Annotated in this window: 12 protein-coding genes; 4 read left to right on the forward strand and 8 right to left on the reverse strand. The window is 68.9% G+C overall.

The features are described from left to right. Positions 1 to 291 precede the first annotated feature (291 nt). Entirely contained in the window at positions 292 to 1,161 is an 870-nt protein-coding gene (locus OG804_RS06090) for a hypothetical protein (RefSeq protein ID WP_328394739.1), read from the forward strand. Between the two features lie 56 nt (positions 1,162 to 1,217). Here the strand turns inward: OG804_RS06090 and OG804_RS06095 are convergent, their stop codons facing one another. The 3 genes from OG804_RS06095 to OG804_RS06105 form a co-directional block, all read right to left on the reverse strand. Then, positions 1,218 to 2,270: a fused (3R)-hydroxyacyl-ACP dehydratase subunits HadA/HadB gene (locus OG804_RS06095; protein ID WP_328394741.1), complete on the reverse strand. Its 1,053-nt coding sequence runs from the start codon at positions 2,268 to 2,270 to the stop codon at positions 1,218 to 1,220. 5 nt (positions 2,271 to 2,275) lie between these two features. After that, on the reverse strand, positions 2,276 to 3,349 hold the full coding sequence (locus OG804_RS06100; RefSeq protein WP_328394743.1) for an alpha/beta hydrolase: 1,074 nt from the start codon (positions 3,347 to 3,349) through the stop codon (positions 2,276 to 2,278). Between the two features lie 275 nt (positions 3,350 to 3,624). Continuing rightward, positions 3,625 to 3,960, reverse strand: coding sequence for a histone-like nucleoid-structuring protein Lsr2 (locus OG804_RS06105; protein WP_328394745.1), 336 nt, complete (start codon positions 3,958 to 3,960; stop codon positions 3,625 to 3,627). Between the two features lie 130 nt (positions 3,961 to 4,090). Between OG804_RS06105 and OG804_RS06110 the strand changes: the two genes are divergently transcribed. Beyond that, on the forward strand, positions 4,091 to 5,065 hold the full coding sequence (locus OG804_RS06110) for an MsnO8 family LLM class oxidoreductase (RefSeq protein WP_328394747.1): 975 nt from the start codon (positions 4,091 to 4,093) through the stop codon (positions 5,063 to 5,065). On the opposite strand, the gene OG804_RS06115 is transcribed toward OG804_RS06110, so the two are convergent. After that, positions 5,066 to 5,962 carry an alpha/beta fold hydrolase gene (locus OG804_RS06115; RefSeq protein WP_328394749.1) on the reverse strand — a complete coding sequence of 299 codons (897 nt, stop codon included), beginning with the start codon at positions 5,960 to 5,962 and terminating at the stop codon, positions 5,066 to 5,068. 230 nt (positions 5,963 to 6,192) lie between these two features. Further along, entirely contained in the window at positions 6,193 to 7,083 is an 891-nt protein-coding gene (locus tag OG804_RS06120) for an alpha/beta fold hydrolase (protein WP_328394751.1), read from the reverse strand. Positions 7,084 to 7,241: 158 nt separating this feature from the next. Between OG804_RS06120 and OG804_RS06125 the strand changes: the two genes are divergently transcribed. Then, entirely contained in the window at positions 7,242 to 8,153 is a 912-nt protein-coding gene (locus OG804_RS06125) for an LLM class F420-dependent oxidoreductase (protein WP_328394753.1), read from the forward strand. Between the two features lie 24 nt (positions 8,154 to 8,177). Here OG804_RS06125 and OG804_RS06130 read toward each other — a convergent pair whose 3' ends face one another. Beyond that, positions 8,178 to 9,083 (reverse strand): universal stress protein, encoded by a 906-nt coding sequence (locus tag OG804_RS06130; RefSeq protein ID WP_328394755.1) that lies wholly within the window; start codon positions 9,081 to 9,083, stop codon positions 8,178 to 8,180. Positions 9,084 to 9,259: 176 nt separating this feature from the next. Between OG804_RS06130 and OG804_RS06135 the strand changes: the two genes are divergently transcribed. Then, positions 9,260 to 9,757, forward strand: a complete 498-nt coding sequence (locus tag OG804_RS06135) for a GNAT family N-acetyltransferase (protein WP_328394757.1) — start codon at positions 9,260 to 9,262, stop codon at positions 9,755 to 9,757. Positions 9,758 to 9,764: 7 nt separating this feature from the next. On the opposite strand, the gene ku is transcribed toward OG804_RS06135, so the two are convergent. Next, the gene (ku, locus tag OG804_RS06140; protein ID WP_328394759.1) at positions 9,765 to 10,679 is read right to left on the reverse strand and encodes a non-homologous end joining protein Ku; all 915 of its coding nucleotides are present in this window, start codon (positions 10,677 to 10,679) and stop codon (positions 9,765 to 9,767) included. Next, a complete protein-coding gene (locus OG804_RS06145) occupies positions 10,679 to 11,785 on the reverse strand; it encodes a lycopene cyclase family protein (protein ID WP_328394761.1) in 1,107 nt (368 codons plus the stop codon). Before OG804_RS06145 ends, ku begins: the two co-directional genes overlap by 1 nt. Positions 11,786 to 11,828 lie beyond the last annotated feature (43 nt).

The following is an 11,828-nucleotide window of genomic DNA, read 5'->3' on the forward strand; positions in this document are numbered from 1 at the left end:
GTGCGGGGGCTGTTACGGCCGCGTTGTTGTGCAACCGCTGCCGCCGAACGGCTCGCCGGTTCGGCGTTCGCCCGGGTTCACCGGTGGTCGGGTGTGCCCGAGGGTGGGTGTGCGAAACGGCTTGCGGTCGAGTGGATCCTGGGATCGGTTCCGAAGTTCAGGGCGCTGAACACTCTCTGAATACCTGGTGAAAGCCATATTTCGGCATTCTCCGGGCGTGTCGACCCATCCGAATCGCTGCGCGGATCCGAATGTGAAACGACAACATCTCTTTCAGGTGAAAGGTGATAGATGGGCACCGGCAAGCACAGAGCAGTCAGCCCGCGTCGGCAGCGGGTGGGGTCCATGGTCGTGGCGGGGGCGGTTCCCGTGGTCCTCACTCTGGTCGGAAGCGGTAGCGCGAACGCGGAACCGGATCGGCACGTTCCGGTGAGCACGACCGACCGCATCGCGCCCGTGGCCGGCGATGCGGATCCGGCCGCCGGATCCGAGCAAACGGAGGGATCCTCGCAGCGGCCGGCCGCCGATGCGCCGAATGTGCGTCCGTACTACGGCGTCCGATTCCCTGATGACACGTTGTCTTCGCTGCAGTGGGCGCGGACGGCCCCGAAGAACGAGTATCTGGCGCCGTTGGAGGGGTTGCACGCACCGGCTCCGGTGGCGCCCGTACCGCCGATCACGCCGCCGCCCGGCGTGCTGCGGTTCGGCGATGTGCAGGTCGAGTCGCCGGAGTGGCTGCCCCGGGAGCAAGCCGTTCAGCTCAACGACGGGTCCGCGACGGCCGAAGCCGATCTCGCGACCTTCTTGGATTCGGTGGGCATGGAGCGCACCCGCTCCGACCGCGTCGCCGGTCAGACGCTCGGCGCGGCCGCGCTCGGGGCGGCCGCGGGCGCCGCGGTGGCCAGCCCCTTCGCCCTGATCGGGGCGGGTGTCGGAGGTGCGATCGGGTTGGCGGTCGGCATGCCGTTCGCGCCCATCGGTCTCGGCGCGGCACCGCTGGGCGCCGCCTATGGCGCGGCGCTCATGGCGGCTCCGCTGGCCGGGATCGGTGCGGGTATCGGCGCGGGCATCGGCGCGGCGGCCGCGCTGAGCGCCCCTCCCCGGGCTCTCGGCCCCGCTCCGGATCCTGCCGGCGTCGCGGACGAGGCGATCGGCAGCTGACTGTCGGCCGCCGGTGTCGTGTCTCGGTGCCCGGTCGGGATGTCGCGGGTCACCGATCAGCGGAGTCGGACGAGTGCGGTCGCGCGGCCGAAGATCCGACGACCCGCGTGCCGCGCGGTGAGGGCGATCGTCGCCGTCCGGTTCTCCGGATCGACCGCTTTCACCTTGCCGCTGTACTCGATTCGCGCGCCCTCGCCGGTGACGTGGACCGGACTGGTCAAACGCACCGCGTATTCCCTGACCGCGCCGGGGTCGCCGAGCCAGGACGTGATGAATCCCGCGCCGATGCCGATTGTCAGCATTCCGTGCGCGACAGGCGAATCCAGTTCGGCCAGCCCGGCCACCTCGCCGCTCCAATGGATCGGGTTGGGATCGCCGGATACTCCCGCGTAGTTCACGAGATCACCGGCGGTGAGCCGGACGGTTCGGGACGGGAGTTCGTCGCCGACGGAGACGGTGTCGAAGGCGCGCGTGTACAGGCTCACCGAGCGCGCTTCCGTCGGTATCCCGTCGAGTTCCGGCGGTGACCCGATGTTCACGGGCGCGGGCGTCGGACGAGCCGGCGAGCTCTCGGCGGATCGGAAGCTGTGCATGAGCACCCCGGCGCCGAGGTCGGCGAGGTTCGGATCGACGCCGGTTCTGCCCACGATGCCGGTGCGCGAGATGATGACCGGTTCACCGTCGCCGTCGGTGACCACGGTGGTGAAACCCATCAGATCGCCGCCGAACGCCCGCCGGAACGAGTCGAGGCGCACCTCGAAGAACAAGGAATCGCCGTGGCGGATCGGGCGGAGATAGCGGATCACCTGATCGGTCTGCATGATCTGGCTCAGGTCGTAGCCGGTGAGCACGGACTCGAACATCTCTGCCTGCGCCAGGAATCCCGGCACCGAGAAGAATGTCAGGGGTGCGATCAAACCGCCGTGTCCGTAGTCGGCGCCGGCGTCCTCGGACCAGTGAACCGGATGGTGATCCTGGACGGCACGGGCGAATTCGCGGATCTTTTCCCGGCCGACCACGTAATGGTCACGGGCGCGGTAGCGCTGCCCCAGCGGTAGGCCCGGGCCGCTCGCCCGTGGCGGGGCATCGGCAACGAAGGCGTCGCTCATCTCCGTCAGCCGATATTGGCGGAGAGATCGGGCAGCATGCGCAGGGCTTGCTCGGCCCAATTGTTCCAGGCGTGGATGCCGTAGGCGGGGAAGTCGTAGTGCACGTTCTGTGCGCCGAGTGTCGCCATCCTGACCTGGAAGGCCCGGGTGTTGACCAGGGCCAGGGCCTCGAGTCCCATCCCATTGACGGTATTGATGCTCGGGGTATCCGTGGCGGCCGGTAGACCGCTCGCCGCCGAGACCCACAGCCGCGTGTTGTTCGCGACGAGCCGGGGGGCCGCGACGAACGGATCGATCCGCAGCCATTTCGGGTCCCAGGGCGCGGCCATCGCGTCCACGTTGTAGCCGCCGGCATCGACCATGGCGACCCGGATGGCCTCGCGCATTCCGGGTGCGGAGATGTTGAGGTAGCCGGAGTAGGACCCCGCGAAGCTGAACTGGGCCGGGTACTGGGCCGCCAGCGTCAGTGCTGCGCTGCCGCCCATCGACAGGCCGAAGATACCGTTGCGTTGGGTGGAGAAGCCCAGCCGGTCGCGCAGCGCGGTGGGCAGTTCGCGGGTCAGGAAGGTTTCCCACTTGTAGGTGTAGGACTTGCCGGGGCCCGCCGACAGGGCCTGCAGCCCGCCGGACCCCGAAGACGATCCGGACGAGGAGCCGGCGGCCGATCCCGATCCCGGCGATACGCCGAGGAAGGTGCTGGGTGCGTTCCAGTCGGTGTAGAAGCTGGATTGCCCGCCCACCGGCATGACCACATTGATATTCCACTTGGTGAATTCCCGGACGATATCGGTATCGATCTCCCAGCCGCTGAGATCTTCGCGTGCGCGCATTCCGTCCAATGCGTAGACCACCCGCGAGGTATTGCCGTCCGCGGCGCGGAAAACCCGCGATTTGATGGGACCCATACTGGAATCGACCCAGAAATCCGCCCCGGCGGGATCGAAGGCCGCCCGGGCGGGGGCGGTGCTGCCGCCGACCAGTGAAACAGCCTGGATCACCACGGCGAGCGCGGCGGCGGCCAGCCAGAAAGCGCGGCGGAGCGGGGCGCCCCACGGCGCCGGAGACAAACGGGTTCGCATCGGGGAGCAGGGCCTTTCGTCCGGATGAGCGCATGGTCGGCGCCGCCGGCTATCGCCGACCACGTCTTTCCGACCGGTGCCGAACAGCCCGTGGCCCCCGCCACGGCATCGGCATACCGATCGGTCTGTCGCTACCGGACTCTTGCCCGTTACCTATTTGTGATCTTACTCGCGTCGGTCGAGTCGGAGGTATCACTGACTTCGGGCGCACCGAGCGTAAGTAGAGCGCGCCACCGCGTGGGGGTCGGCCCCGACCGAAGAGTTCGCCGGGCCGCCTAGCTCTGGGCCTTCTGATAAGCCTCGGCGATCTCGGCGGAAATCCTGCCGCGGTTGGAGACTTCCATTCCGTTCGCGCGGGCCCATTCCCGGATCGTCTGGGTATCGGCGCTGTTCGTCCTGGGCTGCGGACGGCGTTTGCCCTTCGTCGGCCGACCGCCGACTCGGCGTGCGAACGGCGTCCACGATCCCAGCGCGTCGCGCAACTTTTCGGCATTGCGCGCCGAGAGATCGATCTCGTAGGTGACACCGTCCAGCGCCAGCGTGACAGTTTCCTCGGCTGTGGAAGTTCCGTCGTAGTCGTCGACCAGTTCGACGATGACCTTGCGCGCCATACAGTCCTCCGAACGGTGGGCAAATTTTCCGGGTAATCGTAGCCATAGGCGACGCCCGGATCGGAATCCGGCAGTTGGGTCCGTGATCACGGAGCCGGAAGACGCGGGCCGCGCGCGGTGTTCCACGGGTGTGCAACTGTCGCTTCTGGATCGGTCACGGACGCGGGTCGGCGAACCCGAATCGGCCGCGCTGGCGCATACCGTCGAACGGGCGGTGGCCGCGGAGAAAGCAGGGTATCGGCGGTTCTGGGTGGCCGAACATCATGCGGTGCCGGGAATAGCTTCGGGGTCGCCGCCGGTGCTGATGGCGGCACTGGGGGTGCGGACATCGACCATCCGGATCGGATCCGGGGGTGTGATGCTGCCCTACCATCAGCCGCTGGTGGTCGCCGAGCAGTTCCTGGTGCTCGAAGCGCTGTTCCCGGGGCGGATCGATCTCGGGCTGGGCCGTTCGCCCGCGTTCACCGCCCCGGTGCGCCGGGCGATGCGCCAGGACGTGGGCGGACCGGACCGGTTCGAAGCGGACCTGGCCGAACTGCGCGGCTACCTCGACCGGACCGGTCCGGTTACCGCGCATCCGGTCGTCGACGGGACGATTCCCCTGTTCGTGCTGGCCACCGGCGAGTGGCTCGGGGTAGCCGCGCGGTCGGGTCTGCCGGCGGTCCTCGGCGGTCCGCTGGTACAGAGTCCGGATCTGGAGTCGGCGCTGGCCGGCTACCGGCGTGACTTCCGGCCGAGCATTCGGGCGCAACGGCCCGAGATCGTCCTGGCGTTGGACGTTACGGTCGCCGACACCGATGAGCAGGCCCGTCGGCTGGTGCTGCCCGAGGCGTGGGCACTCGCGCGGTCGCGGACTACCGGTGAGTTTCCGCCGCTGGAACCGATCGAGTCGATCGAGAACCGGTCGTGGACCGAGCAGACGCGCAGCCGGGTCGAGGCGGTGACGCGGAACGCGGTGGCGGGCTCGCCGGACACCGTGCGTCGTCGGCTCGAGGAACTCGCCGATCGCACCGGAGCCGCCGAACTCCTGGTGACGACCTCCACCTACGACCGTGCCGCCCTCGCGGAATCCGATGCCGCGCTGACGCGGATCATCGCCGGTTGATCACAGCCGACGACGAGTGAGCCGCCTGATCTCCTCGATCACCACTTCGGGTTCGGTGACGGGGACATAATGGCCGGATCGGTCCGCGAGGACGTGGCGGCCCGCGGGGGACTGCGCGGCGCGGTGGGCGTGGGAGGCGTTCGCGGCCGCCCGGATGCGGGCGTTCATTCCGTCCGCGGCTATACCCCCGGAAACGACGGTGAGCGGGAGATCGCCGAGATCGGGTGGGGCGTCGCGCCAGGTCGCGAGCTCGTCGAGGAAGGTACGGGCCTGGATCGACTGCGTGCGGACGATTCCCGGGGCGAACGCCTCACGTTTCATATCCCGCCGGACATCCGCCGGTACCGCGTCGAGCATCGAGCGGTACATCAGGCCGAGCACCCCCAGCCGCGCGAGGATCGCGTTCACCGTGATGACGACCCGTTCGGCACGGCGGAACGCCGGGCCGAACAGCAGGTCGGCCGCCTCGTCGGTGGGGTCGACGAGTACCAGCCCGGCGATCCGTTCTCGGCTCCGTGCCGCGGCGAGGCGGGCGATCACCCCGCCGGCGCTGTGTCCGGCGAGGATGAACGGGCCGTTCCCGAAGTGGTCCAGCACATCCAGCAGGTCGTCGGCCATCCGGTCCAGTGTGCGGCCGGCCGGGTCGGCGGGGCTCCGGCCGAGGCCCGCCCGGTCGTAGACGACGGCGCGGGCGAAACGGCCGACCTCGGGCTGAACGAGTCCCCACATCGAGCGGGTCGCCGCGGCGCCGGCTTCGAAGACGACCGTCGGCGCCGTCGAATCCGGGGGACCGGACAGCACCATGATGTGCAGGCGCCGGCCGTCGCGGGTGGTGACCCACCCCGGCGAACCCTGACTGTGCTGATCGGGTTCGGAAACCGATTCCGTCTCAACCAATTCGGGCACCTTACCTGTGGCGGCCGCAACGGGTGGCCACGTCGGCGCAGCGGCTGACAGCGACGTCGGAGGGCGCCCTGACCGGGCCCGTGGGCGACGCTATCATCGGCCACGGCCGGGCTGTTCGGGTTGCGTACGCGCGTCTGCCCCGGGCTGCCGCGCGCGGGTATCGGTGTCGGCGGCTTCGACCGAGCGGGTGGCGGGGAACCCGCCCGTCGCGCGGCGCCCCGCTAACCCACCCGGGTGGTGTGGAATTCGCGGAACGCGTGCAGCGTCTCGGCCGGCGCCTCCAGCTGCGGATAGTGGCCTACTCCAGGCAGTTCCACCACATCGGGATCGGCGATCAGTTGGCGGTAGCGGCGCACCATCCTCTCTCCCGACACCGGATCGCGGAGACCGTCGATCAGCCGGACCGGCGTCTGCGGGCGGGTGAGTGCGCCGACCCAGCGCTGCCGGTGGGTCCGGCGCTCGGCCATATAACCCATGAGTTTGTGGCCATTGCGTTTCCCGTGCTTACTGCACCACAGCATCCAGAACTGGTGCATCTGTTCCTCGTCGGGCCGGGACTCCGGGGCGAATACGGCGCCCAGACTGTGTGCGAACGTCTGCTCGGTGCCGAACCGGCCGACCACCGGGCCCAGCGGGCTCGCCAGCAGACGCTGGATGGGGCGGGGCCGGTGGGCCTCCGGGAACAGACCGCCGTTGAGCAGACAGACCGATTCGACGACCAGGGACCGGTCGCCTGCCGCCCGGCGTTCGGCATCGCGGGCGAGCAGTTCCTGGGCCACCGTATCGCCGTAGTCGTGCGCGAGTACGTGGAATTGCGCCGCACCTTGCTCGCGCAGGAGCTGTTCGGCAAGGTCGGCCTGATCGGCGATCGTGTAGTCGTAGTGCTGCGGTTTGGCCGACCAGCCGAATCCGATCAGATCAGGGGCCAGCACCCGCTCGAACTGCTCGCACAGCTCCGGCCAGATGGCGTGCCAGTCCCAAGAGGCGGTCGGAAAGCCGTGTAGGCACAGCAATGTGCCCGAGGACCCGGTACCGCCCGAGCGCCAGAAGATCTGGTGTCCGCGATGAGTGAAGCGCTGCCCTTTCGACCGCCAGCTCACAAACTCGTCCATGCTCTCAGCATGCCCCGCGACGGTGCCCGGGTCGAGGATGTCGCGGGCGCGTCGGCGCGACGTCGCGCCCGCCGGAATCGTCCACCCGCCGGGGTAGGCTCGACGCCCGGCAACAGTCGAAGTCCAGTCCGAATTCAATCCGAACGAGGAGGCCGCCAGTGCGGATCGGCATATTGCTCAGTGAACGGTCCGGCGCCGACGCTCTGCGCCAGCTCACCGACGACCTCCGCCGCACCGCCGACGAGGGGTTCCAGTCGGCCTGGCTCTCCCATATCTTCGGCTTCGACGCGCTCACCGCGCTCGCGGTCGCGGGGAGTCAGGTACCCGATATCGCACTGGGTACCGCGGTGGTGCCCACCTATCCGCGACATCCCGGGGCGCTGGCCCAGCAGGTGCGCACCACCGCGCTCGCGGTGGGCCCGGATCGCCTGAACCTGGGGATCGGGCTGTCCCACCGGGTCGTTATCGAGAACATGTTCGGATACGACTTCGAGCGGCCGGCCCGTCATATGCGCGAGTATCTCTCGGTGCTGGGTCCGCTGCTGGACCGGCAGCCCGTGTCCTACACGGGCGAGACGGTGACCGGGAATCTGGAGCTGGGCATACCCGACGAGGGCCGGATCCCGGTGCTGCTGGCCGCCCTGGGCACCCAGATGTTGCGCCTGGCGGGCCGGCGCGCCGACGGCACCGTGCTGTGGATGACGGGCCCGGCCACCATTCGCGACCACATCGAACCCACGATCGCCGCGGCCGCCGCGGAGGCGGGGCGGCCGCCGGCTCGGATCGTGTGCTCGCTGCCGGTGCTGGTGACCGATGACGTCGAGGGGGCACGGGAGCGCGCGGCCCGCACCTTCGCCACCTACGGCACACTGCCGTCGTACCGGGCGATGATGGACCGCGAAGGCGCGGCGGGTCCCGCGGATCTGGCGATCATCGGTTCCGAGGAGCAGGTGGCGGACCGCGTTCGCGAGGTCTTCGAGGCGGGCGCCACCGAGTTCGTCGGCTCGGTCTTCGCCGGCGGTGCCGACGCCCAGCGCACCCGCGCGCTACTGGCCGGGCTGGCGACCTGACCCGGCGACTTCGGCCGCGCCGGCTCAGCCGGCGCGGGTGATCATCACCGGGCATGCGGAGTGCTGGATCAACGACTGGCTGGTCGAGCCGAGCAGCAGTCCGCGGAATCCGCCGCGACCCCGGCTACCGACCACGACCAGTTGCGCGCGTTCGGACCATTCCCGCAGGTGCTGCGCCGGAGTCGACGGATAGACCTCCCGCCGGACCGTCACCTCGGGATAACGCTGCTGCCAGCCGGCCAACCGTTCGGCCAGGACCGCCTGCTCGGCGGTTTGGAGGTCTTCGGCGGGGATCTCGATATAGCCGGTACTGGCGAATTCGGTGAAGGTGAGGTCGCTCCAGGTGTGCACGGCGACCAACTCCGTCTTGCGCTCGGCGGCCTCCGCGAACCCGGCGGCCACGGCGGTATCGCTGACCGGACTGCCGTCGATGCCGACGACGACCGGACCGTCGGTGATGTCCTCGCCGTTCTCGCGTACCGCGACGATGGTGCCGCGACCATGTGAAGCGACCGCCAGAATGGTGGATCCCAGATGCGCGACCGCGCCCCCGCGCCGAGATCCGAGCACCACCATATGTGCCGATTTGGACAGCTCGATGAGCATCTTGGCGGGGCTCTGCTCCGAGAGCAGGGTGTCCACGGCAAGGTCGGGAGCGGTCTCGTGCGCTACCTGCGCCCCGGTCGCCAATGCCTGCTCGCCGTGCGTTCGCAGGGTCTGGACGGCTTCGTCGACCATCGGCTGATATGCGACGAGCCACGTCTTGGCCGGGGTCGAATTCATCCCGTAGGCGATGACCAGGCGCCGCCCGCGGCGGGCGGCCGTCGCGGCGCCCCAGCGGATGGCCGAATGGGCGGCGGCGGAACCGTCGGCGCCCACCACGACGGCAGCGGATACGAGCCGGTGCGGATCGTCTTCGTGTGCGGTCATAGGCCGAGTATCCACCCGGCAACTGGTACCGGCGATATCCCCGGCCGTGTCTCCATGATCGAATGTCGCGGAAATCGTCGCTCGCCGGTACCGCCGTGCGCGACCGGCGATTTCCATTCGCGGCGCGCCGTGGACGAGGCTTGTCGAATGCGTCGGATTATGCAGATCATGATCGCGTGCTGATATCGGACGGAGTGATCGGGCTACGGCCGATCGAGGTGGCCGACGCCGCCGCGCAGCCGGCCGCCGGGGACCGGGAATCGCTGCGCCGTGCGCCGGGCACTCGGACTCCGAATATTGTGGCGGAATTCGAACGCTACGTCGCGGAATGGGCCGACGACGGTCCTCGGAAGACATTCGGTGTGGTGGATGTCGTTTCCCGCACGCTGGCCGGGACTCTGGCTCTGGCGCTGGAACAGGAATTCCTCAGGAAGCGTCAGGCCGATATCGAGTACGGGATATACGCCCCGTGGCGTGGGCGGGGCATCGCGGGCCGGAGCGTGATTCTGGCCTGTCGATATCTGGCCCGGCACGATCTGGCCGATGAGGCAGTACTGCGGATAGACCCGGACAATATGGCGGCGATCGCGCTGGCTCATCACCTCGGATTCCACTTCCATCACACCGCCGCCGGCCCGGACGGCAAACTCGACTGGTTCATCCAGGCGGTGTGACCGAATTTCACGCGCCCTTACGTGTTCTTTTGTCCGCGGTCTTCTTCGGTGCGGCCTTTTTCGGTGCGGTCTTCTTCTGGGTGGTTTTCCGGGACGCCGAACCCGAGGTTTTCCGCGCTGTACCGGACTCGCCGCCGTGGGCGCCGCTGGCCTCCAGGCTGCGTTGCAGGGCGGCCACGAGATCGACCACTTCGGCGTCGGTCGCCGCGGACTCCGCCTCGGGGCGTTCGGGCGCTCGGCCTTCGCCGCTGGCGATCGCCTCGTCCAGCAGGCGCTGGAGTTCGATTCGGTATTCGTCGGTGTACTGGTCCGGATCGAAATCCTCCGACATCGATTCGACCAGCGTTTCGGCCATCTTGATCTCCTGGGGCCGCGGCGCCGTGGCGTCCTCCAGGGATTCGAACGACACCGACCGCACCTCGTCGGGCCACAGCAGCGTCTGCAGGATCAGCATGCCGTCCCGGACCCGCATCGCGGCCAGTCGCGTCTTCTGTCGCAAGGTGAAATGCACCAGCGCGGTCCGGTCGATGCGGTCGAGGGTCGCGGCCAGCAGCACGTACGCCTTGGGTGTGTTCGAATCCGGTTCGAGGTAGTAGGTCTTGTCGTAGAGGATCGGGTCGATCTGGTCCGACGGGACGAATTGCAGAACGGGGACCTCGTGTTTCTCGGCCACCGGCAGTTTGGCGAAGTCGTCGTCGGTGAGGACGACTTTGTCGCCGTCGGGCGATTCGTATTGTTTATCGATATCGGCGAACTGGACGGATTGCCCGCAGACAGTGCACACGCGGTCGTATTTGATCCGACCGCCGTCCTTGGCGTGGACCTGGTGAAATTTGATGTCGTGGTCCTCGGTGGCGGTGTAGACCTTCACAGGGACGTTCACCAGCCCGAAAGCGATCGAGCCTTTCCAGATTGACCGCATTACTCCATGATGACCGAACCGGACGGTCGGTGCGAGAGGGATCCGACCCCGAGTGTCGCCGCCGTGAGCCGGGCCCGCAGGGCCCCCGGTACCGCGAAAAAGATCCTGGACATGGCGGTGAGCGTGCCGATCGGATCGTCGCGCCGCGATAAATAGGCGCGTTGCAGTTCGATATCGAGGTCGAAGAAGGCGTCGAAGAAGCGGGGGATATCGCCCGGCGGAAGGGCCAGCAGAGCACGTGATCCGGCGCACCGGAGCCGGTGGACCGCGCGGGCGGCGGGCGACCATCCGGATCGGCCCGCGGCGACGGCATCGGCCGCCGACAGCGACGCGGCCACGCTGTAGCCCGTGGCCGGATGCAGATAACCGCCGGCCGCGCCGAACCGCGCCGCGCCGGGCACACCGCCGGCAACCGGGAACCGGACACGTTCGACCGGCTCGTCGCCGCGGGATCCGATACCGCGCGCCCGCAGGCGGTGGGTCAGGCGGCGTGCGAGTTCGTCCGGTTCGAGCGCGGGTGCGCCGACCAGGCAGGTCTCCTCCAGCAGGACGGTGTCGTCGTTCAGCGGAATCGCGTACAGGAAGGAGGGAGTCGCCCGAGGGTCGGCCCCGTTGTCGGGCCGCCAGTCCATGAAAAGGGACGGTTCCGGGTGCGCGCTGCGCGGCAGCAGCAGTCCGTACGCCGTCTGCTCGGGGCGGCCGGCCCGGCGCCGGAGCCCGCGCGCGTCGATCACCCGGCCGGCGCGCAGGGTCCGACCGTCGGCCAGGGTCACGGTGTGCCGGTCGAGCGAGACCGCGCGATCCGGGACCAGGGTTGCCCCGGCGAGATCCAGTGAATATTGCAGCCGGGAGGTGTCCAGGACGGAATAGGACCGGGCGATCCGATGATCCCGCAGTCCATGGGCGCGGGGTTCGGCGACAGTGGCCGCGACAGCGGCCGGATCCAGCCAGGCCGGGAGTTCGTCGGACCAAGCGGCATAGGTGGCCCGCCAGCGTCGCCGCGGGTTGGGGTCCACCGCGGTGACGGTCATTCCGAGCGCGAGGCAGCGGTAGGCCAGCGCCCGCCCGGCCGGGCCGAGTCCGCAGATCGCGATATCGACGGTCACCGACGGATCGAATCACGCAGCGGCCGGGCAGAGAACGGCGGGT

The sequence above is a fragment of the Nocardia sp. NBC_00416 genome, from assembly GCF_036032445.1.
Classification (GTDB): Bacteria; Actinomycetota; Actinomycetes; order Mycobacteriales; family Mycobacteriaceae; genus Nocardia.

Coding starts and splice junctions, on each gene's coding strand:
- OG804_RS06090 (WP_328394739.1), top strand. CDS start 292: ATGGGCACCGGCAAGCACAGAGCAGTCAGCCCGCGTCGGCAGCGGGTG.
- OG804_RS06095 (WP_328394741.1), bottom strand. CDS start 2,270: ATGAGCGACGCCTTCGTTGCCGATGCCCCGCCACGGGCGAGCGGCCCG.
- OG804_RS06100 (WP_328394743.1), bottom strand. CDS start 3,349: ATGCGAACCCGTTTGTCTCCGGCGCCGTGGGGCGCCCCGCTCCGCCGC.
- OG804_RS06105 (WP_328394745.1), bottom strand. CDS start 3,960: ATGGCGCGCAAGGTCATCGTCGAACTGGTCGACGACTACGACGGAACT.
- OG804_RS06120 (WP_328394751.1), bottom strand. CDS start 7,083: ATGGACGAGTTTGTGAGCTGGCGGTCGAAAGGGCAGCGCTTCACTCAT.
- OG804_RS06130 (WP_328394755.1), bottom strand. CDS start 9,083: ATGACCGCACACGAAGACGATCCGCACCGGCTCGTATCCGCTGCCGTC.
- ku (WP_328394759.1), bottom strand. CDS start 10,679: ATGCGGTCAATCTGGAAAGGCTCGATCGCTTTCGGGCTGGTGAACGTC.